Annotated in this window: 22 protein-coding genes; 12 read left to right on the forward strand and 10 right to left on the reverse strand. The window is 45.5% G+C overall.

Annotation, left to right across the window (positions count from 1 at the left end; all coding sequences use genetic code 11):
* Positions 1-4: 4 nt before the first annotated feature.
* The 10 genes from uvrC (at position 5) to rpoN (ending at position 10,138) form a co-directional block, all read left to right on the forward strand.
* Complete coding sequence (gene uvrC / locus ACZ42E_RS00865) at positions 5-1,798, forward strand: excinuclease ABC subunit UvrC (protein WP_464893549.1); 1,794 nt, start codon at positions 5-7, stop codon at positions 1,796-1,798.
* A gap of 89 nt (positions 1,799-1,887) precedes the next feature.
* The gene (locus tag ACZ42E_RS00870; protein ID WP_464892583.1) at positions 1,888-2,241 is read left to right on the forward strand and encodes a phage holin family protein; all 354 of its coding nucleotides are present in this window, start codon (positions 1,888-1,890) and stop codon (positions 2,239-2,241) included.
* 80 nt (positions 2,242-2,321) lie between these two features.
* A complete protein-coding gene (locus ACZ42E_RS00875) occupies positions 2,322-3,125 on the forward strand; it encodes a Cof-type HAD-IIB family hydrolase (RefSeq protein ID WP_464892584.1) in 804 nt (267 codons plus the stop codon).
* A gap of 18 nt (positions 3,126-3,143) precedes the next feature.
* Entirely contained in the window at positions 3,144-3,947 is an 804-nt protein-coding gene (locus ACZ42E_RS00880) for a Cof-type HAD-IIB family hydrolase (RefSeq protein ID WP_464892585.1), read from the forward strand.
* An 81-nt stretch (positions 3,948-4,028) separates the two neighbouring features.
* Positions 4,029-5,063: a bifunctional phosphoglucose/phosphomannose isomerase gene (locus tag ACZ42E_RS00885; RefSeq protein WP_464892586.1), complete on the forward strand. Its 1,035-nt coding sequence runs from the start codon at positions 4,029-4,031 to the stop codon at positions 5,061-5,063.
* Positions 5,064-5,087: 24 nt separating this feature from the next.
* On the forward strand, positions 5,088-5,870 hold the full coding sequence (locus tag ACZ42E_RS00890) for a PHP domain-containing protein (protein ID WP_464892587.1): 783 nt from the start codon (positions 5,088-5,090) through the stop codon (positions 5,868-5,870).
* Positions 5,837-6,706 carry an RNase adapter RapZ gene (rapZ, locus tag ACZ42E_RS00895; RefSeq protein ID WP_464892588.1) on the forward strand — a complete coding sequence of 290 codons (870 nt, stop codon included), beginning with the start codon at positions 5,837-5,839 and terminating at the stop codon, positions 6,704-6,706. Before ACZ42E_RS00890 ends, rapZ begins: the two co-directional genes overlap by 34 nt.
* 23 nt (positions 6,707-6,729) lie before the next feature.
* The gene (locus ACZ42E_RS00900) at positions 6,730-7,686 is read left to right on the forward strand and encodes a gluconeogenesis factor YvcK family protein (protein WP_464892589.1); all 957 of its coding nucleotides are present in this window, start codon (positions 6,730-6,732) and stop codon (positions 7,684-7,686) included.
* Positions 7,687-7,740: 54 nt separating this feature from the next.
* Positions 7,741-8,685 (forward strand): DNA-binding protein WhiA, encoded by a 945-nt coding sequence (gene whiA, locus ACZ42E_RS00905; protein ID WP_464892590.1) that lies wholly within the window; start codon positions 7,741-7,743, stop codon positions 8,683-8,685.
* 64 nt (positions 8,686-8,749) lie between these two features.
* A complete protein-coding gene (rpoN, locus tag ACZ42E_RS00910; RefSeq protein WP_464892591.1) occupies positions 8,750-10,138 on the forward strand; it encodes an RNA polymerase factor sigma-54 in 1,389 nt (462 codons plus the stop codon).
* A 69-nt stretch (positions 10,139-10,207) separates the two neighbouring features.
* Here the strand turns inward: rpoN and ACZ42E_RS00915 are convergent, their stop codons facing one another.
* The 10 genes from ACZ42E_RS00915 to ACZ42E_RS00960 form a co-directional block, all read right to left on the reverse strand.
* A complete protein-coding gene (locus tag ACZ42E_RS00915; RefSeq protein ID WP_464892592.1) occupies positions 10,208-11,527 on the reverse strand; it encodes an ABC transporter permease in 1,320 nt (439 codons plus the stop codon).
* Positions 11,514-13,202, reverse strand: coding sequence for a COG1361 S-layer family protein (locus ACZ42E_RS00920; protein WP_464892593.1), 1,689 nt, complete (start codon positions 13,200-13,202; stop codon positions 11,514-11,516). The genes ACZ42E_RS00915 and ACZ42E_RS00920 overlap by 14 nt, the downstream gene beginning before the upstream one ends.
* Positions 13,192-13,806: an ABC transporter ATP-binding protein gene (locus tag ACZ42E_RS00925; RefSeq protein WP_464893550.1), complete on the reverse strand. Its 615-nt coding sequence runs from the start codon at positions 13,804-13,806 to the stop codon at positions 13,192-13,194. The genes ACZ42E_RS00920 and ACZ42E_RS00925 overlap by 11 nt, the downstream gene beginning before the upstream one ends.
* Before the next feature lie 299 nt (positions 13,807-14,105).
* Entirely contained in the window at positions 14,106-14,690 is a 585-nt protein-coding gene (locus ACZ42E_RS00930) for a CDP-alcohol phosphatidyltransferase family protein (RefSeq protein WP_464892594.1), read from the reverse strand.
* Positions 14,691-14,738: 48 nt separating this feature from the next.
* Positions 14,739-15,764: an ABC transporter ATP-binding protein gene (locus ACZ42E_RS00935; protein WP_464892595.1), complete on the reverse strand. Its 1,026-nt coding sequence runs from the start codon at positions 15,762-15,764 to the stop codon at positions 14,739-14,741.
* 13 nt (positions 15,765-15,777) lie between these two features.
* Positions 15,778-16,581, reverse strand: a complete 804-nt coding sequence (locus tag ACZ42E_RS00940) for an ABC transporter permease (protein WP_464892596.1) — start codon at positions 16,579-16,581, stop codon at positions 15,778-15,780.
* Positions 16,581-17,459, reverse strand: a complete 879-nt coding sequence (locus ACZ42E_RS00945; protein WP_464892597.1) for an ABC transporter permease — start codon at positions 17,457-17,459, stop codon at positions 16,581-16,583. The genes ACZ42E_RS00940 and ACZ42E_RS00945 overlap by 1 nt, the downstream gene beginning before the upstream one ends.
* Entirely contained in the window at positions 17,443-18,690 is a 1,248-nt protein-coding gene (locus tag ACZ42E_RS00950; RefSeq protein WP_464892598.1) for an ABC transporter substrate-binding protein, read from the reverse strand. Before ACZ42E_RS00950 ends, ACZ42E_RS00945 begins: the two co-directional genes overlap by 17 nt.
* Positions 18,691-18,704: 14 nt before the next feature.
* The gene (locus ACZ42E_RS00955; protein WP_464892599.1) at positions 18,705-19,385 is read right to left on the reverse strand and encodes a TVP38/TMEM64 family protein; all 681 of its coding nucleotides are present in this window, start codon (positions 19,383-19,385) and stop codon (positions 18,705-18,707) included.
* Positions 19,386-19,388: 3 nt separating this feature from the next.
* The gene (locus ACZ42E_RS00960) at positions 19,389-20,525 is read right to left on the reverse strand and encodes a (Fe-S)-binding protein (protein WP_464892600.1); all 1,137 of its coding nucleotides are present in this window, start codon (positions 20,523-20,525) and stop codon (positions 19,389-19,391) included.
* Positions 20,526-20,649: 124 nt separating this feature from the next.
* Here ACZ42E_RS00960 and ACZ42E_RS00965 point away from each other — a divergent pair, with 124 nt between their 5' ends.
* A complete protein-coding gene (locus ACZ42E_RS00965; RefSeq protein ID WP_464892601.1) occupies positions 20,650-21,075 on the forward strand; it encodes a hypothetical protein in 426 nt (141 codons plus the stop codon).
* A gap of 97 nt (positions 21,076-21,172) precedes the next feature.
* Complete coding sequence (locus tag ACZ42E_RS00970; RefSeq protein ID WP_464892602.1) at positions 21,173-22,141, forward strand: sulfurtransferase; 969 nt, start codon at positions 21,173-21,175, stop codon at positions 22,139-22,141.
* Positions 22,142-22,148: the final 7 nt, after the last annotated feature.

Raw genomic sequence — 22,148 nt, forward strand, 5'->3', positions numbered from 1 at the left:
TATTCTGGAAGAACTTAAGCAGCGGCTGAAAGAGGTGCCCTTAAAACCGGGAGTTTATATTTATAAAGATGAAAACGGGCGGGTTATATATGTAGGAAAGGCTAAAAGACTGCGCGACCGCATGCGCTCTTATTTCCAGTCTCCTGACCACCTGCATCCCAAGGTCAGGGCTATGATGAAAAGGGTGGCTGATTTTGACTTTATTGTTACCGCCGGGGAAGTAGAAGCCCTTATACTGGAAAATAACCTGATTAAAGAATATAAGCCTAAATACAACATAAACCTGCGGGATGACAAGACTTATCCTTATCTTAAGCTGGCCCTGAAAGAAGAGTTTCCCCGCCTTTATATAACCAGGGAGGAAAAAGACGGGGTATCGCGCTATTTTGGGCCTTATCCTGATGTAGGGACCTTACGGGAGACTTTAAAGGTCATAAGAAGCCTGTTTCCTTTGCGCAGCTGCCGGACTCTAAGAAAGGGAAAAAGGCCCTGCCTTAACCGGGATATCGGAAAGTGCCTGTCGCCCTGCAGCGGGGAAATCAGGAAGGAAGATTACCAGAAGGTGGTAGACGATTTTATCCGCTTTATGGAAGGGGATTATGAGGATATATTAAGAAGAAAAGAGGAAGAGATGAAAGAGGCTGCCAGGCGGCTGGAATTTGAAAAGGCAGCCCGCATAAGGGATCAGATAGCCAATATAAAGAAGATACAGGACAAACAGAAGGTAAGCCTGGAAGCAAACTGCAATTTTGACCTGGTTGTTATGTGGCAAGGGGAGAAAGAAAACCTGGTGCTGGTTTTTCGCCTGCGGAACGGCAAGCTGGTGGGCAAGGACACCTTCTGGCTTAAAAGGGCTCTTTCTGAGGATGCCGGGGAAGAGATGGAATTTTTCCTCAACCGCTATTATGAGGAGAATTATGACATCCCTTCAGAAATACTGCTTAATATTTTGCCATCTGATGCCGGCTTGCTGGAAAAGATTCTGGAGGAAAGAGCAGATAAGAAGGTAGTGATAAGGGGGATAGAAAAAGAAGAGGAAAAGAGCCTGCTTGACATGGCTTTAGAGAATGCCAGGCTGCTTTTTAAGGAGAGATATGACAGGGAAGAAAAGAAAAAAGAAGTCCTGCTCCGTTTGGCGAGGATACTTGATTTAGAAGGGGTACCGGAGCGGATAGAAACCTATGACATCTCCCATCTGGGAGGCACGGAAACCGTAGGTTCCATGGTGGTTTTTACCGGAGGGGAACCGGATAAGAAATCGTACCGGCGTTTTAAGATTACTGAAGATAAAAATGATGATTTTGCTTCCCTGGCTGAAGTGTTAAGGCGCCGTTTTGAAGCAAGCAGGCAGGGCAACCCTTCTTTTCTGCCGGAACCTGACCTTATCCTTATTGACGGGGGATTGGGGCAGGTAAACCGGGTACAGGAAGTGCTTGCGGAGATGGGAATAGATATTCCGGTGATAGGCCTGGCCAAAAGGAATGAGGAGATATATCATCCGGGCATAAGTGAGCCGCTTTTGCTCTCCAGGCGGGATGAGGCTCTTCGCCTTCTGCAGCAGATGCGGGATGAGGCTCACCGCTTTGCCTTAAGCTATAACCGGCAGAGGAGGGTAAAGAAGCTCAGAGCTTCCACTCTGGATGATATTGAAGGAGTGGGAGAAAAGAGAAAAAAGGCTCTTTTGCAGCATTTTGGCTCGGTGGAAAGGATAAAGAAGGCTTCTCTGGAGGAAATAGCCTCCCTTCCCGGCATGAACCGGAAGGTGGCGGAAAAGATTAAGGAAAGGCTGGGAGAGTGAAGGGATAATTTTTTGGGAAAAAAGATGGAAAAATGCGGGCATTAAAGGTAGAATAGATTAAAAACAGGCTTAATGTGAGGAGGGATTTTATGCGGGGCTGGGTTGTAAGGTGGATTTTGAATATAATAGGCATAATACTGACAGCTGCGCTTTTGAAAGGTTTTCAGGTTACCCCCTGGGGAGCTATTGTAGGCTCGGTGTTTCTGGGGATTGTAAATGCAGTTATAAGGCCGATTTTGATTATTTTGACCCTTCCGCTCAATATTTTAACCCTGGGGCTTTTTACTTTTGTTATTAATGGCCTTATGCTGTGGCTTACCTCAGCTACGATAAAAGGTTTTGATATTACTGGCTTTGGCTGGGCTATTCTTACCGCTATTGTTTTGAGCCTGGTAAGCTTTGTTATCAGCTATTTTGTGGAAGACAGGGAATTCAGGTTTTAATTTATAGGTAAAACTAAACTTTAAGGAAAGCCGGGCCGCTGTGCTCGGCTTATTTGCGGACAGGAGAGCAGGGGAGGATTATGGGGATAAAACTGGTAGCTATTGACCTTGATGATACGCTTCTGGACGGGAAGGGGAGAATAAGCGCCAGAACGGCAGAACTTATACAAGAAGTAAGAGAGCAGGGGATACTGGTTACTCTGGCCACCGGAAGGATGTATTCTTCCGCTCTTTTTTATGCCCGAAAGCTTAATATGGAGCTCCCCTTGATCACTTACCATGGGGCTCTGGTAAAAGATTCCGGAAGCGGGGAAGTTTTGTATTATAAGCCGATAGAGCCGGAAAAAGCCGGGAGAATAATAGATTTTTTCAGGGAAAAGGGCATGCATTATAATGCTTATCTTGATGACTGTTTGTATATGGAAAGGATCACCCCGGAAGGAAGGGATTATATAGAATTGGCCGGCATAGAGGCCAGGGTAATGGAGACTCTGGCGGAAGAAGTCAGGAAACAGGGTTCTATAAAGCTTACCGGCATATCCTATGATATAGAAAAGATTGGGGAGCTGGAAAGGGAGCTAAAGGGAAGATACGGGGAAGAGCTTACTATCACCCGTTCCAAGCCTTATTTTCTGGAAGTAATGCATAAAAAGGGGAATAAGGCAGAGGCTTTGAAAGTGGTAGCCGAACACTACAGGATTTTAAGGGAAGAAGTACTGGCCATAGGCGACAGCTATAATGACATAGAGATGCTGAAATGGGCAGGCATAGGGGTAGCTATGGGCAATGCCCCCCTGGAAGTAAAGCAGGTGGCCGATTATGTAACCCTTTCTAATGAAGAAGAAGGGGTAGCCATGGTTCTACAAAAATTTACAAAAATATAAGGAGACATAAGGAATATTATGGAAATCAAACTGGTAGCGGTTGATCTGGACGATACTCTGCTTAATTCGAGGCAGGAAATAGAAAAGGCATGTTATGAAGCACTTCATCAGGCGATGAAACAGGGTGTCATGGTGGTTTTGGCTACCGGCAGGATGATGAGGTCGGCTTTGTTTTTTGCCGAGCAGCTGGGGCTTACCATGCCGGTTATAGCCTATCAGGGCGCCTGGGTAAAAAAGAGGGAGGAAAGAGGCTTCCTGTATTACAAAAACCTTCCCGGGCCTCTGGCAGAAGAAGTGATGTTTTTTCTGGAAGATATCGAGGTTTATTATCATGTTTATTCCGGTGACCACCTTTATGTGAAAGAGATTACCGGATGGGTCGATTTTTACCGGGCTTCCGGTATTGAACCTGTGGTAAAAAGGGAACTTCCCTCCCTGGTGCAGGAAGGGGAGATTACTGAGATTATGGTGGCGGTTGAGGAAGAGAAAAAGCTGGAAGAGATAGTAAAAATGCTTAAGGAAAGATGGAAAGATGATATTCATGTAAGCCTTTTGAAAAACAGGTATATTGAGATTATGCACAAAGAGGCTACCAAAAGGGAAGCATTGCAGGTGATATGCAGCCATTACGGGGTAAAGAGGGAAGAGGTGATGGCGATAGGCGACGGCTATAATGATATACCGATGCTTAGGTGGGCAGGTATGGGGGTAGCTATGGGCAATGCCCCCCTGGAGGTTAGAAAGGCAGCCGATTATGTTACCCTTTCCCATGATGAATGCGGGGTAGCTTATGCCCTGCGAAGGTGGGTCTTACAGGGATAAAAGGGGAAGGCCTGTGGTATATTATATAAAACGAGGAATGGGCCGAATAAATTTTGCGTGAACTGATGGGGGGAAGAAAAGATGTCTTTGATGACGGCAGAAAAAATGCTGGATTATCTTTACGAGCTGCCGGAGCAGTTTGTAAAGAGCCGGGAGATGAATTTTCCGTTTCTTGAAAAGTACAGGAAACAGTATGCATCTATTGTCGTCTCCGGTTTGGGAGGCTCAGCTGTTGGCGGGGATATTTTAAGATCATATGCCGAAGGCAGGGCCGGGGTGCCGGTTATAGTAAACCGCGGCTATGAGATACCTAATTTTGTAAATGGGGATACCCTGTTTTTTGCGGTAAGCTACTCGGGAAATACGGAAGAAACTATAAGTGCCTATAACGAGGCTAAGGCAAGGGGAGCTGACATAATATGCGTAACCAGCGGGGGAAGGCTTGAAGAGCTGGGAAATAACGACGGATTTGGAGTGGTAAAAATTCCTTCTGGATTGGTTCCCCGGGCAGCGATAGGCTATCTTTTTTGTCCTCTGCTTTTTATTTTGTGCCAGTTAGGGTTTTTGCCGGATGCAGAAGATGAAATAGAAGAAACGGTAGAAGTTTTAAGAAGGCTCAGGGATGAACTGAATCCGGAAGTTTCTCCCCCCGGCAATAAAGCGCGCCTTTTAGCGGAAGGCTTGAAAGGGTATCTGCCTGTAATATGGGGAACTACAGGAGTTTCCGGAGTGGCGGCTATGCGCTTTAAGGCACAGATAAATGAAAATGCCAAGAGCCCTGCTTACTATAATGTTTTTCCCGAACTTAACCATAATGAAATTGTAGGGTTTGAAGTGCCGGATGAAATATTGTCTGGAGTGGTGGTGGTTATTCTGGAAGATGAATATGACCACCCGCGCATAAAGAAACGTATAGAGATAACCAGCGGTATAGTGGAGAAAAAAGTAAAAAATGTAATCCGGGTTAAGAGCCAGGGGCATTCTTTTTTGGCCAGGCTTTTTTCCCTGATATATACAGGGGATTATGCCAGCGTGTATCTGGCCCTGGATTATGGGATTAACCCTACTCCGGTGGCGGTAATAGACTATCTGAAAGCGGAGCTGGCCAGGGTTTAACCATTTTTGTTTGAGGAGATATCTATGCGTTTTTATGGTGATTACCATGTGCATACATCATATAGTGATGGGAAGCAGGAACTGGAAGAAGCAGTGGAAGAGGCCAAAAAAAAGGGTTTAAAAGAGGTTGCCATTACCGAGCATGGGCCGTCGGTTATGGTTATAGGGGTAAAAGATGAACAGGTTTACTACCAGATTAAGGAGCGGATTGCCGGGATAAATTCCCGGCAGGAAGAAGTTACGGTTTACCTGGGGGCAGAAGCTAATATATGTGGAATGGGAGGGGAAATTGACATTTCCCCTTCTCTTATGGAGGAACTGGATGTAGCCATAGCCGGGCTGCATCCCTATACTTACCCTGCTTCCCTTAAAGACGGCTTTGAACTGCAGGTAAAAAACAGCCTGCGCCATCTGGGAAAAGGCTTCCGGGAACAGGCGATAAATAATAATACCAAGGCTTGTATTGAGGCTTTGTATAATAACCCCGGATTGGATATTTTGTCTCATCCGGGCTTGTTTTTTGAGGTGGATTATGGGGAAGTGGGAAAAGCCTGCAGCAAAACCGGAACCCTTTTTGAAATAAATTGCGGGCATAAACACCCCTCTCTATCTGATATAATTAAAGTAAAGCAGGCAGGAGCCTGTTTCATAATAAACAGCGATGCTCATTTTAAAGATACGGTTGGAGACTTGGATTATGGGGCTTATGTTATTGAAAAGGCAGGCCTTGCTCCCGATACCGTAGCAAACCTGGAAGAGGGGGGAGGAATATCATGGGTAAAGAAGAAGCGGTGCATATATTTATAATCACCGGTTTATCCGGGGCTGGCAAGACCCAGGTTATAAACTGTATGGAGGATTTGGGCTATTATTGTGTGGATAATCTTCCCCCTCTGCTCCTGCGCAAATTTATTGAGCTTATTATGGAGTCGGAAAGAAAGATAGACAGGATTGCCCTGGTTCTGGATGTAAGAGGAAGGCAGTTTTTCAGGAATATTTATGATGCGATTTCAGATTTGAAGCGGGAAGATGTCGAAGTTGACATACTTTTTCTGGAGGCTTCTGATGAAGTGCTGGTGCGCAGGTTTAAAGAGTCCAGGCGAAGGCATCCGCTGGCTAATGATGAAAGGCTTCTGGAGGCTATCCAGAAAGAGAGGAGAATGCTGGAAGAGCTTAGGGGCAGGGCTAACCTGATAATTGATACTTCCCATTTAACTCCCAAAGAGCTCAGGGAAAAGATAATAGAAATTGCCGGTGAAAGCAAAAAGGCCAAATTTACGGTTAATATAACTTCTTTTGGCTATAAGAAGGGAATCCCTATGGATTCCGACATAGTCATGGATGTCAGGTTTCTTCCCAACCCTTTTTATGATCCGGTTATGCGGGAAATGACAGGAAAGGATAAGCCGGTAGTGGACTATGTGCTTTCTTCTCCGGTAACCATGTCTTTTGTCCGCCGTTTCTTGAATATGCTCAAGTTTCTCATACCCCATTATATAGATGAAGGCAAGACCAATCTGGAAATAGCCCTGGGATGTACAGGGGGGCAGCACCGGTCGGTAGTGCTGGCGGAATATATCGGAAAACACCTTAAGGATATGGGATATAATGTTAATATAAGGCACCGGGATATCCCCAGGTGATGTTACGGAGGAGCAAACTGATAATGAGAGATGATTTAAAGCTGGTGGTGCTGGGAGGAGGTACCGGGCTTTCCGTACTTTTGAAAGGGCTTAAAAAGTATACATCCCACCTTACAGCAGTGGTTACGGTCAGTGATGATGGAGGAAGTTCCGGACGCTTGCGCACAGAGATGGGAGTTCTGCCGCCGGGAGATATAAGGAACTGTCTGGTGGCCCTTGCGGAAACTGAAACCTTGATGGATAAAGTGTTTCAGCACCGGTTTAAAACGGCAGGCAGCCTTAATGGGCACAGTATGGGAAATCTGCTTCTGGTGGCCATGGCGGAAATAACCGGGGATTTTATTACTGCCATAAAGGAGATCAGCAAGGTGCTGGCAGTAAGGGGAAGGGTTATTCCTTCTACCCTGGAACATGTGGTGCTGGGGGCTTATATGGAAGATGGGAGCACGGTGCTGGGAGAAACCGCTATCCGCAATTATGGGGGCAAGATAAAAAAGGTGTTTCTGGTGCCTGATACCTGTGAGCCGGTTCCGGACACCCTGGAAGCGATAAGGGAAGCGGATGCCGTGATTTTAGGGCCGGGCAGCCTTTATACCAGTGTTTTGCCTAATCTCCTGGTGAAAGGGATAAAAGAAGCTATAGAAGAAGCCAGAGGGGCAACTTTTTATATAAGCAACATAATGACGGAAAAAGGGGAAACCGATGATTATACAGCTTTTGACCATGTACAGGCGATAAATGAACATCTGGGAAAACAGGTTATAGATTATGTGGTGGTAAATTCCGGAACTATCGATGAGGCGAGGCTCAACCGCTACCGGGAAGAAAATGCTGTTCCGGTCAGAGCAGATAAGGAGAAGATTGAAAAATTAGGGATAAAGGTGATTGAGGCTGATTTGGTGGCTGATGATGAACTGGCCTGGCATGATCCTGATAAATTGGCCAGGGTTATAATTGATGTGCTTAAAACCTTGCCGTAAAATCAAATATGACAGCAGCGCTTAATTTATTATAAATTGAGTAGAGGTAGGCTTATGAGCTTTTCGCAGGAGGTAAAAAATGAACTTACCCGGGTAATGCCGGATAAAATATGCTGCCAGAAGGCGGAACTGGCAGCGGTGCTGGCGACCGCAGCAGCCATAAGGAAAGAAGAGGGGCAGGTGTTTCTGCGCATAGAGACAGAAAGTGCCTCCAGTGCCCGCAAGGTTTTTTTGCTTATAAAAAAAGCCAGCCTTTTACAGCCGGCAGTGCGTATGGAGAACAGGAAGAGATTTAATAAAGAGCGGGTTTATGTGGTAAATGTGCCGCTTGTAAAAGCGGAGGATTATAAATTTTTAAATGAGATGCTGCCTCTGGACAGTAAAGGGGAGATAATGGCAAGAAGGGTAATCAGGGAACTGGTAAGCCGCAACTGCTGCCGGCGTTCTTATATGAGAGGCATTTTTTTGAGCCGGGGTTTTATAAGCAAGCCTGAGGAGCAGTATCATCTGGAAATTACCCTGCCTGACAGCAGATTAGCCCTGGAAGTGCAGAAAACTGCACAAAAACTGGGGCTCGGTTTTAAAAAAGTGGAAAGGAAAAATAGCCATGTACTTTATATAAAAGACAGCGAAAAGATAGCAGATTTTCTCCGGATTACAGGTGCCAGTAAAGCTCTGCTCGATTATGAAAATGTGCGCATTATAAAATCGATGCGCAATGATGTCAACCGCCAGGTAAACTGTGAAACAGCCAATCTGGCTAAAACCATAGACGCTTCCGTAAGGCAGATTGAGCTTTTGGAAAGGCTTAAAAAGGAGAAGGGCTTTAATATCCTTTCTCCTCCCTTGAGGGAACTGGCCTGGCTCAGGATAGAATATCCTGATTTGTCTCTAAAAGAGCTGGGAGAGATGCTGGACCCGCCTTTAAGTAAGTCAGGAGTAGCTTATCGCATGCGCAAGCTGGAAAAAACCGCAGAATCTTTGCTCAATGAATCATAACAGGATACCGGGCATAAAAATAGAGATAAGCGGACTTTTTTAGTTATGAAAGCGGGGGAGATTTATGAAAATAACCCATGAAATTTTTATAGAACAGCAGCAAAAACTTATGATAACACCTGAACTGCGCCAGGCGATAGCTGTTCTGCAGATGTCAGCACTGGAGCTGCAGGAATATATAAACCGCGAGCTTGCCGAAAACCCTTTTCTGGAAGAAAAAAATGAAGAGGGGGAAGAGGAGCGGGAAGAAAAAGAAGAGGCATCCTCTGATGAAGACAGGATTGAAGACTGGCTGGAATATTATAACGACCGGGATATAGGAATAAATGTGCGGGAAAAAGAGGAATACAAGAATTTTGAGAATTATATTACCCGTCAGCCCAGCCTGTATGAACACCTGCATTTCCAGCTTAGTCTGGCCCTAAAGGACAGGGAAGATTTGGAAATAGGGGATTATATTATTGGCAACATTGACAATAACGGATATTTGACAGTATCAGTGGAAGAAATGGCTTCCCATCTGAATAAGGATAGAGAAGATGTGGAAAGGGTGCTCAAGGTAATCCAAACCTTCAGCCCTTATGGGGTAGGTGCCCGGGATCTGGCAGAGTGCCTGCTTTTGCAGCTCATGCATTATGGCAAGGAAAGCGATCTGGCCCGGGAGATTATTCAGCACCACCTGGATGATGTAGCCAGGGGCAGGATAAATAAAATAGCCCAGAAACTGGGCGTATCCCAGAAAGAGGTGCAGGATATATGTGACCTTATACGCACCCTGGATCCCAAGCCGGGGCTGCAGTACAGCAATGATGAAGAGATCAAGTATGTGGTGCCTGATGTACTGGTGGAAAAGATAGAGGGAGAATATATTGTTATTATAAATGACCTTAATTTTCCCCGCTTGATGATTAACCATGTGTACGAGGAAATTTTGAAAAGCCCGGAGGATTTCTCCCTGGAGACCAAAAAATACCTGGAGGAAAAGATGGGGGCTGCCCTGTGGCTCATAAAAAGCATCGAACAGCGCCGCATGACTCTATATAAAGTGGCGCGCTGTATCGTGGATATGCAGAGAGAATTTTTTGAAAAAGGCATAGCCTATCTCAAGCCTTTGACCCTAAAACAGGTGGCCGAGATGGTAAATGTCCATGAATCAACGGTAAGCCGTGCCACTTCCAACAAATATATGCAGACTCCCCAGGGGCTTTTTGAACTGAAGTTCTTTTTCAGCAGCGGAGTACAGGCCGGAGCTGGCGAAGAAAAAGTATCCTCTACCAGCATAAAACATATGCTGCAGGATATCATCGCTAATGAAGACAGTTCCAATCCCTTGAGCGATGAGGCGATAGCCAAAATCTTTGCGGAAAAAGGCATAAAAATCTCCCGCCGTACCGTAGCCAAATACCGGCAGGAAATTGGCATCCCCGCTGCCATGGCTAGAAGAAGGTATTAACTGAAACAGGTTGAAACAGGGGACGGTTCTCTGTTTCGCTTTAGCGAAACAGAGAACCGTCCCCTTGTTTCATTCGGTTCTTATGGCTTCCAGGGCGCTCAGCTTCATGGCTCTTCTGGCTGGTGAGTAGCCGGCGGTTATGCCTACCAGGGTGGCAAAGATTACTGACCCGGCAGCCAGGTAGATGGGAATTACGGAGATTTTGCCGCTTCCTCCCATGCCGCCCAGCATGGTGCTGCCCACCTTGTTAAGGATAAATGACACTATATAACTTAAAACAAGCCCGGTTATCCCACCTATAAATCCTATCATGCCTGCTTCCAGGAGAAACATTTTTTTGATGTCGTTAAGTTCCGCTCCCAGGACCTTCATCACCCCTATTTCCCGGGTACGTTCGTAAATGCTCATTATCATGGTGTTGGTAATGCCAAGTGCAGCCACCAGAAGGCTTATGGCCCCTATACCGCCCAGTATAAGCTGCATGGTGCGGTAGCCTTTTTTCACCGATTCAACCATTTCGGTAAGGCTGTAGGTTTGATAGCCCATAGCTTTTATCTGCTCCTGCACCTGTTTTACCTGTTCAATATTGTGACATTTTATTTTTATGGCATCATATTTGTTCTGGCTGTTGTCCCTTTCCCTGGTTTGCTGCTGGGTTTGGCGCTTATCTTCATCCAGTATTTTTTCCAGTGCTGACAGGTTCATGTATACACTGTAGCTTTTTTCATCATTGGTTTCCTTAAGGATGCCTACCCCTTTTACTTCATGGACAGGAGGAGGCTTATAACCAGGGTCATTGTTGCTGCGCTGCCTCTGCCCGTATTCAAAATCAGCCGTCATGAGCAGTTTATTGCTTAACAGGTTTACGGAAACCGGCCCGTTCATGTAGGGGTCTTTAAGCCGGGGGTTGAAAAAGTTCTGGCTCACATAGCTGCCGAATACCAGGGCTTCTTTGTCCCCGGCTTCTAAAAGACGGCCTTCCTTTATCTCAAATCCGAAATCCTTCATTTTCTCAGGAAGGATGCCGACTACCTGGGTGTCGCACACCATTTTGCCAGCCACTATGCGCATGGAAGTACGCTTTTCCGGCATTACTGCCTTAACGCCGGGTATCCGGGAAAAAGCTTCTACTGCTTTATCATCCAGGCGGAGCTGGTTTTTTGAGCTGCCTGCCGTACCTGGCTCAAAAAAGGGGTACACTTCTATTATTGTCAAATCACCCATAGAAGCTATCTGTTCTTTAAAGGCCTGGTCCATGGCAAAACCAAGGGACAGCATGACCACAATAGAACTGGTGCCTATAACCACCCCGATTATAGTGAGTATAGTCCGTACTTTGCGGCGTTTCAGGTTTTGCCAGCTCATGCCTATCAAATCAGAATTCTTCATCGATATCAACTTCCTCTAATTCTTTTCTCTTTTTGCGGCGGCGGTAGATTGCCACCCCGGCGGCTATAGCGGCCAGAGCTATTCCTCCGGGAAGAAGGTATTTTTTAAGTTTTTCTTTATTATTCCCTTCCGGAGGAACAGGGTTTTCAGGAGCTGGGGGTTCTTCAGGAGGCGGGCTGGCATTTATCTTAAAAGGCTTTTCTATTGAGTAGCTCCTTCCTTCTGCGTCTTCATAGGCAAATATTATTTTGCCTTCTGCTACCCCTTCGTGGCGGGGGAAGACAGTTACATCATAATAGCTGCTCTTTCCTGCCTCCAGATTGCCTACAAAAAGGGTACCCTCCTGAATGTCAAAATCCCCTTCGGTTTTTATGAGCAGGTTGCGTATAATGGTGCGGCCGGTGTTGTAAAAATCAATAGTAAGGTTTACCGGGTTGCCTACGGTTATATCCTGTGGTATTTCCAGCGCTGACAGGCTCAAGCTGGTTTCCTGGTTGAGGGGGATGCTGATGGTCTCTTTTTCATTGTATTTATTGCCTTTGCTGTCCTGATAGTCTATTTCAAAGTTCAGGGGATAGTTTTTGGCTTCTGCGTCAGCTTTGGATTTGAGGTTTACCGTGCGGCTTACCCGCTCCCCGGGCTCGATTTTGGCTATGTAAAAGGAAGAGCTGCTTCCATAGGGTATAAATACCTGATTTTCAGAGCTGAAGCTTACCTTTATATTGCGGACAGTTTTATTTTCGCTGGTATTCAGGAAATACAGGGTTAAGGGAAATTCCTGCCCCGCTTCAATGCCGTAGGGAAAGTCATAATTGTCTATTATAATGCGGGGGATGAGTTCATCACTGCTTTCGTTTTTTCCCTGTACCGGGATGTAGACTTTGGCCTGGCTGCTGTAGCTGCCGTCAAATTCATCTTTATAGGACATATTAAGGGTTAAAGCCTGAGTGCTGGTTTCCAGTTTGGCGTCAGCTGTAAGGCGGTATTCCAGCATTTTAAATTCTCCAGGCTTCATGGTTTTGACATACTGGGTTTCCGGCCAGCTGTCAAGGTTGATGCCGTTGGGGGAAAAGCCTTCCAGTCTAAACTCTATATCCTGCAGGGCAAAATCGCTGTCATTCTGCAGCCTTAACTTCATAAGGCCGCTTTGCCCGGCTAAAAGCTTCCCTTTTTCCATTTCCAGGCCTAAATATTTAATAACCGGGGATTTTTTGGCATTCACTATTTTTATATATATGGTTTCCGAGGCGCTTCCTCCTCCACCCTTTTCCCCCTGATAGGAAACATTCACATTTACCGGATAGGTGCCGGGTTTGGCAGTAGGGGGGACAAAAAAGTCAAAACTGAAGAGGCAGCGGCTGTATCCGCTTATGGAATAGGCAAACTGATTGAGTGCCATGGTATTTATTTTGAGAGGAGAATCAGCCCCTATGCTTAAGGATACATTTACCCGGCGGGCAGCTGCATTGGTAGTATTTTCAACCGGGATGGAAAGGGTATTTTTTTCCCCGGCTTTAAATTCCGGTATCCAGCTGCCGTGAGCGATTATAAGATGTGGATCTTCCCTGGGAAGCTCAGGCAGGGCAGGGACTTCTTCCCCTTTGACATGCAGGGGAGCTGTGCCCAAAAGGAAAAAAAACAGCAGGATTAAGGCGGTATATTTTTTAAAGGGCATGGGATGAGTCCTCCTTTGAAAATTTGTTTTCTTCGATTTTTTCAATATCACCATCCAGGATGTGGATGATGCGGTCTGCATAGGAAGCCACATTTATGTCATGGGTGACAATAATCAGGTTGCTTTTGTTTTTCCGGGTTATTCTGACCATCAGCTCCATGACTTCCCGGGTAGTTCTGGAATCCAGGTTGCCGGTCGGTTCATCAGCGAAAACTACCCGGGGATGGCAGACGAAAGCTCTGGCTATTCCCACTCTCTGCTGCTGGCCACCGCTCATCTGGGATGGCTTATGATGGGCGTATTTGGCTATGCCTACGGCTTTGAGCATGGCCAGGGCTTTTTTTTCCCTTATCTTGCGGGGAACCCCGCGAAAAATGAGAGGAAGGGCCACATTTTCCAGGGCGGTCATAGAAGGGATGAGGTTATAGGACTGAAATATAAAACCTATGTATTTTTGCCGGAAACGGGCCAGCTGGTCCTCATTCATTTTATCGACCGAAAGGCCGCAGATTTTAATCTCCCCCCGGGTAGGCTTTTCCAGGCCGGCCATCATGTTGAGCAGGGTTGTCTTGCCGGAACCGGAAGTGCCCAGTATAGCAGTTATTTCTCCAGGAGGAATGGCGATATCGATGCGGTTTAAGGCGACAATTTTCTCATCTCCTATCCTGTAAACTTTGCGCAGCCCTTTTATTTCTAATGCATTTCTTATACTTCATCACCCCGCTTCTGAATCTGCTCAAATATTTTTTCTTAGTTAATATTAAACCTGTTTCGGGTTTTTTGCAATATATCTGTACTAATACTGCATATACACACAGGGGACGAGGTGAAACAGGGGACGGTTCTCTGTTTCGCTAAAGCGAAACAGAGAACCGTCCCCTGTTTCACCCTGTTTCACCTGCTTCAGGATAGGATTTTTTTGGCTTCGGCGGTTCGCTGCAGGATGGTTATGCCGATAAGAAGGGTATAAATCCAGGTTATAGCTATAAGATGGGCAGGGAAAAGTATCATGAGGGAAAAAAGGATGAACCCTTCGGTGCGCTCCATGAGCCCAGCTTGATAATAGAAGGATTTGATACCTTTCTGGCGGGCCAAAGCCCCTACGGTGAGGAATATGGTTATGGAAATCAATATGGCAACCGTGAGGAACAAAAGGGAAAAAAGAGCCTGAGGGTTTTTTACAGCCAGTGCTATTATTATGCTGGTTTCCACCAGGCGGTCAAAGGTTATGTCAAGAAAAGTCCCCCAGGGAGTAGGAGTCCCTTTCTTGCGCGCTGCTGCCCCGTCCAGAGTGTCGCAAAACCCGGAGAGCCAGAGAAAAATGAAGGCAAGGATATTTTTACCGGCAAGCAGGGACAAAAAGCATAATATACCCAGGATGAGGGCGGCAATAGTTATATGGTTGGGGTTTATCCCTTTTTTTGTTAGTTTATCGGCAAAGAAATCGATTAAAGGGTTTATGTATTTGCGGCCGTAGGTGTCAAGCATTTTTTCACTCTCCTGTTTAGTTTCTGAAAAACTGACACAAGCGAATAATTATAACAAAATAACCTGTTCTGGATTGTATTCCAGAATAACTTCTTCCCCGGGGGCCCAGGCTGTTTCTCCCTGATATTGCTGGACTATATTAAACAGGCTGTTTCCTGTCCGGGCTTTTATGTAATAAAAGCCGGCGCGGAAGGAAACCTCCTCTATCCTGGCAGGCAGGGAAAAAGGAGTGTCTTTTTTGTTTTTTACCTTAAGGCTTTCCGGCTTTAAGACCAGCCAGGAAACATCTCTTTTTGTATCCCGGTTAAGGATGATTTTAAAATCCGGGGTATGAAAACAGCCTTCTTTGGCATAGCCGGCGAAAATGTTGTTTATGCCCAGGAATCCAGCTACCTCAGTACAGGATGGATTATGGTATATGTCAACAGGCCTGCCTGTCTGCAGGATTTTGCCGTTTTGCATGACGGCCATGTTTTCAAACAGGGTAAAAGCTTCTTCCCGGTCGTGGGTTATGAAAATTGTGGTTATTTTTTGCTCCTTTTGCAGTTTTTTGATAAGCTGGCGCATCTCCTCGCGCAGTTCCGGATCCAGGGCGCTGAAAGGCTCATCCATCAGCAGGGCAGCTGGCTGCAGGACAAGGGCTCTGGCCAGGGCTGCCCGCTGTTTTTGCCCTCCGCTTAAAGAGGAAGGATAACGGTGGTTAAAACCGGCCAGGCCTACCATATCCAGCATTTCGTCTATTTTGGCCTTTTTCAGCGAGATGTTTTTTATCTTAAGGCCGAATCCGATATTTTCTTCTATGGTCAAATGTGGAAAGAGCCTGGGCTCCTGAAAGATAAGGCCAATATTCCTCTTTTCGGGCGGCAGATGGGATATTTCCTGTCCATTAATATATATTTTGCCCCGGTCGGGGCGGGTAAGGCCGGTTATGATCCTTAGCAGAGTAGTTTTGCCACATCCGGAAGGCCCGATGATGCCGAAAAATTCTCCCTCTTTTACAGCCAGTTCGTCTATTTGCAGGGAAAATGCCGGTGGAAAAGATTTGTGAAGGTTTTTTACCACTATACCTGACATGGCTCTTCTCCTTTTAATAAAGCTTGTTTTCGCTGTAATAGCGGTTTATAAAGGTATCCATGGTGGCCATGGTTGCTGCAGCCATAAGGGCGAAAAGAACCGCATAGGCAGCACCGATGGTTGGGTTTCCTCCATTTACAAAAGGGAACATGATAAGGGTTAAGGTTAAAATGTTTCCTCCCCCTATGATAAGGGTAGTCAGGTATTCGCTCAAGGATATGAGCACGGATAGTATGCTGGCAGCTGCTATGCCGGGAAGCAACAGGGGAAGGGTTATAATGAAAAAGGTTTTTAACCGGCTGGCTCCCAGCAGCCAAGCTTGCTCCTCCAAATCATACCCTATGCTGGTAAAGCTGGTGGTCAGGGTACGGATAACATAGGGGAGGGTGGGGATTATATGTGCCAGTACGACTCCGCTTATGGTATCTGTAAGCCCTATTTTTATAAATGTCCGGTGAATGCCGGATATAACCACCCAGGGAGGGAAAAGGGCGGGAAGAAGCAAAAGCATTTCCAGTGTTTTCTGCCCCTTGAATTTATAATGGGCAAGGCTTTTGGCAGCCGGCAGGGCGAGAAGCAGGTTTATGAAAGTTGCGGCAAGGGCTATTTTAAAACTTAGCAGAAAAGCCTCAAGGCTTCCGGAGGCAGGGTTTAAGACATAATGCCAGGCAGCTGCAGAAAATGAAGGAAAAAGCTGCGGCCAGCTCCAGCTTCTGCCCAGGCTTAAAAGAATAAGCAGGGTCAGGGGGATTATATTGAGCAGTATAAGAACAGCCAGGAAAATGGCTATGCTTAATTTAAGTATTCTGATGGACATTAAAGTTTTTCCCTCCCTGGAAAGCTTTTGCTTTTTCGGGTTGCTGTATGCAGAAGGTAGCCTGTGAGCATTATAAAAAAGAGTGAAATTATGTTTATGGCCAGGGCATAGGGCCTGTCTTCCAGACGGCCGCTGCTGTAGAGCTGATAGGAATAGACCGGGATGGCTTTTGGATAAGTTACTCCCAGTGTGTAAGGCACTTCAAAAGCCAGGAAAGTATAGGCGAACACGATAAAGCTTGCCATTTTTAAAGGAGAAAAGAGCAGGGGCCAAACTATTCTGGCAAAAAAAGGGATGAGGCTTACTCCGCTTACTCGGCTTGCTTCCAGCCAGGCTTTGGGTATTTTAAGGATTACCGGGTAGAGCATAAGGATTATAAAAGGGCAGGTTTTAAAAACATAGGCAGCTATAATTCCAAAGCCCCCGGGATCGTTTACCAGCAGGGGAAAAGCTTTTTCCCCGATAATGCCAAGGTTAAAAAGCAGACGGGAAAGCCAGCCGTGAGGAGAAAGCAGAATAAATATGATATAGGCGGCTACCAGAAAAGGAAAAAGCATGGGAAGCTGAAAAATCCGGGCCAGGAAAAGGGACAGGCGGCTGTTTGCTTCCATGCGTATATAAAAAAGGCAGAAAATAACAGTCAAAGCCAGCAGAGAAGCGAAAACCACCGTTAACCCCGCATAGCGCAGGGTAAAAAAGAAAGAAGCCCAGAAGTCCTGGGAAATCAGGACTTCTTTGTAGGAAGCAAAGCTTATTCCGGATATGCTGCCTGCTTTAAGGCTTTCTTTTATCCCTCCAGTTATCCCCCCTCCAAAAAGGGCTAAAGTGGCAAAGAGGGAGGGAAATAGGAGAAAATAAGGCTTAATTTTTGGCCACATGTTCGAACCAGCCTTCTTCAATAGCATCTACATAGTCCCCCGCAAGTTCAGGCAGTTTGTATTTTTCAAGCTCGCCAAGCGGAAGGGCAATCCTGCCCTTTTCAATCTGAGTAAGGGTTTTTCTTTCCTCTGCACTTATCTTTTCATAGGATATAACCGGCATATCTCCCCACCACCTGGGCTGAAACTTGGCAGCCTGGGCTTCAAAAGACAGGAGATAATTTATTGCTGCCATAGCCCCTGCCTTATGAGGGGCATTAAAAGGGATAGCCAGATAGTGCGTGTTGGCAAGGCTGCCGCTTTTTAGAACAAAGGTGCGGGTAGTTGACGGAAAACGGCCTTGCTTTATCATCTGGTCAGCGTGGTAGGGGTTATAGGACATGGTCATTAAGACTTCCCCGCTGGCATAAAGCTCATCAAGTTTGGCTATGTTTTCCGGATAGGTGCTGCCTTTTTGCCAGAGGTAAGGTTCTATACTGTTTAGATAATCCCACAGGGGAACGAGCTCTTTTTTTAGCTTTTCCCGGTCAAGGGGAGAAGCAAGGTACTGGCTGTAATTGTCGCTCACCCCGGCCAGGATTTGGCGGATAAAAGCACTGCCGGTAAAATCAGGCGGTGCCGGGTAGGTAAAGCGGCCTGGATTAGCTTTGACCCAGGCTTTCAGAGCTTCTGCAGTATCCGGGGGAGAGGGCACTTTCTGGCTGTCATAGATAAGCACGAACTGGGCTTTGCCCCAGGGAGCTTCCAGCCCTTCGGTTGGCTCGCCGAAATCATATGCAAGCTGTGAGTCGTCCTGGTTTATGTATTTATTGTAATTGGGCAGCTTGTCTGCGAAGGGGCCCCATAAAAGGCGGTTTTCCTTGGCCATTTTAAAATTTTCCCCGTTTATCCACATTATATCTATGCTGCCTTTTGTCTGGTTTGCCTCTTTTTCGGTGAGGAGCTTGTTAATCATTTCCCGGGCGTCATTTATGGGGACCCTTTTCAATTTTATCCCCAGCTCTTTTTCGGCCCGGGGAGCTACCCATTCATCCATATAGCGGTTTACGCTTTCATCTCCTCCCCACATATAGATACTAACCGTTTGCCCCCGGGCTTCTTTTAGTATTTGAGCAAAGTCGGCTTTTAAAAGCTCTTTGTCGGAAGAAAGGGCTTTTTCCTGACGGCAGCCGGTTACAGGATAGACAAGCAGGCTGATAATTGCCAATAAAGAAAGGATTTTCTTGAACATTGACCATCCTCCTTTTATTCTTTGTTTATTTTTTCCGCCTGGGGCAGCTGGATTTTTTGTTTCAAAAGCCAGGCCAGGCTGACAAGGCCTATTAAAAGGGCTATCGATACATAAAAATCGGTAGAGCCCAGGGACAGGGATTTATCACCCAGGTTTACATAAACCAGAACCCCGGGTATGATGCCCAAAAGGGTAGCCATGATAAAATCACGGTACTTTATAGAGGCCAGGCCTGCTCCATAGCTTATGATGTCAAAAGGGATGAGGGGGATAAGCCTTAAATAAAGCACGATAAAAAAGCCGTTTCTGCTGAAGAGATTTTGCAGCTGTTTGAGATTGTGGTTTTTAAATCTTTTAATCACGGTATTGCCGGCCAGGCGCGCAATCATAAAAGCCAGGGTAGCTCCACATGCAGCACCGATCATTGTGTATATGAAACCGGGGAGAAGACCGAAAGCCATGCCGCCTGCAATGGCCAGCAGGGCATCGGGGAAAAGGGTTAAAGGAACCAGGGTAAAGAGCATTATAAATACCAGTGGAGCCCAGAGGCCAAAAGAAGAGATGTAATTTTTTATATCTTCGGCTGTATAGCCGGTTTGTCTCATATAGTAGTTTATAAAAACAACCAGGACGGCCAGCAGAAGAAATACCAGAAAGCTTTTTAATGTTTTGTTATATTGATTTTTTTTATCCATAATTCAGCTTTTCTTTACCTCCCTTTTTAAAATCTTTTTTGTTTTGTACCGGTTGTACCAGCGCGCAAGAAGGCCAGGATTCCTATTTATTTTATTTGCCAGAGTATCCGGGTTAAAAACCAGGTCCAGCAGGTGAAGGGATTTCTTGCCGCCTTTTTGCAGGGATACTACACATTCCTGGCAGTAAGTTACTATAGTTTCTGCCTCTGTTTGGGCAGCCCTTTTCTGCATCCAGCTTAATGCCGCTTGCGGATTGGTGATATTAAGCATTCCCCCGGCTCCACAGCATAAAGTCTTTTGGCGGTTAAATTTAAATTCTGCAAAATCTACTGCCAGTTCTTTTAATATATGGCGCACACTATCGTGGACTGCCGGATAGCTGCGGGTAGGGCAGGGGTCGTGCAGAGCCGTGGTAAAATCAGGTTTTATTTTTTCTTTTCTTAATGTTTCCGGAATGCCTGCCAGGGCCAATATTTCCCATATAGAGGCCACTTCTATATCAGGGCTGTTTACCTTTAGGGTATGATAGCAGCCGGGGCAGGCGGTAATAATCTTTTTTACCCTGTATTTTTCCAGTTCCTGTCTTAGATGTTTATAATATTTGTCAAAAGTTTTCTTATCTCCCATGTCCAGAGTAGGCCTGGCACAGCAATTGAGCATTATGCCAGTTCCTTTTACTTTTTCCTTAAGATAAATGTAAGTTTTTCTGGTCAGGTCCGGGCGAAAAGCCGGCAGGCTGCAGCCCGGGAAAAATATAATACCGGTATAGTTGCCGGGGATATAGCTGGCATTAAATAAAGGAGAAAAACTGTATTTCTGGTGCGACCTTACCGGCCTGTAGTTTATGCCTTCCGGAAGTTTGCCTTCTTCTGTAGCAGCCTGCAGGCGGAGTTCTTTCATTACCTGGTCCAGTTTTACCCCCTGAGGGCAGATAAAGCTGCAGTAGCCGCATAAAGTGCAGAAATAGGGGACAAAAGGGCTTATTTCCCCTTTTTCTGCTATCCGGAAAAGCAGGTCGCCGGGCATGGTGCCGCTGTATGCATAAAGGGGACAGCCAGCAGTACATGCCCCGCAGTTGCTGCATTTTTTGGCTTCGCGGAGATATTTTTCAGATTCAGGAAGCTTTATATTCTTAGGCATTTTACCACCTTATGCAAGTTTGTGGACGAAAACAATCTAAAATATAGTATAATCAAATGTCGTAAGCATTATATCATTAAACACAGTAAATAATAAAATGAAAAATTTTTATGGGTGGTGTGGCATGGTTAGAAATTTAAAAAAGGGAATAAATATGCTCATTTATGCAGGGCAAATTTTATTAATAACCGGGGCTTTTTTAATGCAGTATTTCTCCAGCCGCCGTATGGGTATGCACCGTTATCTGGTCTATAAAAACGCCCAGCTGGACAGATATTTTACTTCTGAGATGATGCTGATATATCAGGTTATTTTGGGAGCTATTTTTTTGGTTTCCTGCTGGTGTTTTTTTCGAAAGAAGAGAAAAACGTGGGGAATAAGCCTGAATTTTATCTTGCTAATCTTTTTTATGATAGGCGCAGTTTATTTTAGTCTTAATAATATAAATGAATTTAAAGCATTATATTACTTATTTATATCTTTCGCGGCAAATATTGTTGTTCAAACAATAAGAATTATTTTTGTGTGTGCCAGGATGAATGGAGAATAAAAATGACAAACTATAAATATTATTAATTAGACTTATTAAGTAAAGTTAATTATAATTTATGATGTTTGAGAAAACACTTTTAAGGAGGAGGTTTTAAGTGTTGGGGAAGTTTGGTAAGAGGTTTTCTTCAAGGTGGTTAGCTGTTTTATTGTTGATGGTGCTGGTGGTGGCTGCCGTTGGCTGTGGAGGGAGTAAAACGCCTTCATCTTCTGAAAGCCAGCAGGCTGAAGGTAGTGCAAAAACTATCACTTCTGACATGGCTGATTATTATGTCGATGTACCCTGGTTGAAGGAAAATCTGGATAAGGTAGTTGTTGTCGATGCCAGGCCGGAAAAAGAATATAAAAGCGGGCATATTCCGGGCGCTGTTAATGTAACCTGGCAGTCCCTGTCCAATATGCAGCCCAAGCAGGGCGAACCGGGATGGGGGGTAGTGCTTCCCCCGGAAGAACTGGCCAAGAAATTAGGAGAATTTGGCATCAACGGCAGCAAAATGGTGGTAGTATATAATGACCCTGCCGGTTTGGGAGAAGAGGGTAGAGTACTCTGGATGCTGCGGATAGCCAGGATTGACAACTCCCGCATGCTTTATGGGGGATTCCCAGCCTGGAAGAACAGCGGGGGCGAAATAACCAAAGAAGTTCCGGAGATTAAGCCGGTGGAATTTAAGATAGATAATCCGGATTATTCGCTGCTTGCCACTACTGATTATGTAAAACAGAACCTGGGCAAGATTAAATTGATAGATGCTCGTTCGCCAGAAGAATACAACGGGGAGACCAATCATGGAGAAAAGAAATACGGGCATATTCCGGGGGCTATCCTTTTGCATTACCGCGATACCTATACAGATGACGGTTATGTAAAGAGCATACCGGAATTAAAGAAAATGTTTGCTGACCTGGGATTAAAACCGGAAGATGATATTGTTGTATATTGTACAGTAGGCATTCGCTCCGGTTACCTTACAGAAATTCTGCGCATGTGCGGATATGAAAAGGCGAAAAACTATAATGCCTCTTTCAGTGAATGGTGTGGAGACGATTCCAATCCGGTAGAAAAATAAAAGGGGT

Source organism: Thermosyntropha tengcongensis (assembly GCF_055381335.1).

Excerpts from the sequence above, each read along its gene's own strand:
- ACZ42E_RS00875 (WP_464892584.1), top strand. The coding sequence starts at position 2,322 with ATGGGGATAAAACTGGTAGCTATTGACCTTGATGATACGCTTCTGGAC.
- ACZ42E_RS00880 (WP_464892585.1), top strand. The coding sequence starts at position 3,144 with ATGGAAATCAAACTGGTAGCGGTTGATCTGGACGATACTCTGCTTAAT.
- ACZ42E_RS00955 (WP_464892599.1), bottom strand. The coding sequence starts at position 19,385 with ATGGATAAAAAAAATCAATATAACAAAACATTAAAAAGCTTTCTGGTA.
- ACZ42E_RS00965 (WP_464892601.1), top strand. The coding sequence starts at position 20,650 with ATGGTTAGAAATTTAAAAAAGGGAATAAATATGCTCATTTATGCAGGG.
- rpoN (WP_464892591.1), top strand. The coding sequence starts at position 8,750 with ATGAAAATAACCCATGAAATTTTTATAGAACAGCAGCAAAAACTTATG.
- ACZ42E_RS00945 (WP_464892597.1), bottom strand. The coding sequence starts at position 17,459 with ATGTGGCCAAAAATTAAGCCTTATTTTCTCCTATTTCCCTCCCTCTTT.
- rapZ (WP_464892588.1), top strand. The coding sequence starts at position 5,837 with ATGGGTAAAGAAGAAGCGGTGCATATATTTATAATCACCGGTTTATCC.
- ACZ42E_RS00870 (WP_464892583.1), top strand. The coding sequence starts at position 1,888 with ATGCGGGGCTGGGTTGTAAGGTGGATTTTGAATATAATAGGCATAATA.
- ACZ42E_RS00915 (WP_464892592.1), bottom strand. The coding sequence starts at position 11,527 with ATGAAGAATTCTGATTTGATAGGCATGAGCTGGCAAAACCTGAAACGC.
- ACZ42E_RS00885 (WP_464892586.1), top strand. The coding sequence starts at position 4,029 with ATGTCTTTGATGACGGCAGAAAAAATGCTGGATTATCTTTACGAGCTG.
- ACZ42E_RS00960 (WP_464892600.1), bottom strand. The coding sequence starts at position 20,525 with ATGCCTAAGAATATAAAGCTTCCTGAATCTGAAAAATATCTCCGCGAA.
- whiA (WP_464892590.1), top strand. The coding sequence starts at position 7,741 with ATGAGCTTTTCGCAGGAGGTAAAAAATGAACTTACCCGGGTAATGCCG.
- ACZ42E_RS00950 (WP_464892598.1), bottom strand. The coding sequence starts at position 18,690 with ATGTTCAAGAAAATCCTTTCTTTATTGGCAATTATCAGCCTGCTTGTC.
- ACZ42E_RS00935 (WP_464892595.1), bottom strand. The coding sequence starts at position 15,764 with ATGTCAGGTATAGTGGTAAAAAACCTTCACAAATCTTTTCCACCGGCA.
- ACZ42E_RS00890 (WP_464892587.1), top strand. The coding sequence starts at position 5,088 with ATGCGTTTTTATGGTGATTACCATGTGCATACATCATATAGTGATGGG.
- ACZ42E_RS00940 (WP_464892596.1), bottom strand. The coding sequence starts at position 16,581 with ATGTCCATCAGAATACTTAAATTAAGCATAGCCATTTTCCTGGCTGTT.
- ACZ42E_RS00900 (WP_464892589.1), top strand. The coding sequence starts at position 6,730 with ATGAGAGATGATTTAAAGCTGGTGGTGCTGGGAGGAGGTACCGGGCTT.
- ACZ42E_RS00920 (WP_464892593.1), bottom strand. The coding sequence starts at position 13,202 with ATGCCCTTTAAAAAATATACCGCCTTAATCCTGCTGTTTTTTTTCCTT.
- ACZ42E_RS00930 (WP_464892594.1), bottom strand. The coding sequence starts at position 14,690 with ATGCTTGACACCTACGGCCGCAAATACATAAACCCTTTAATCGATTTC.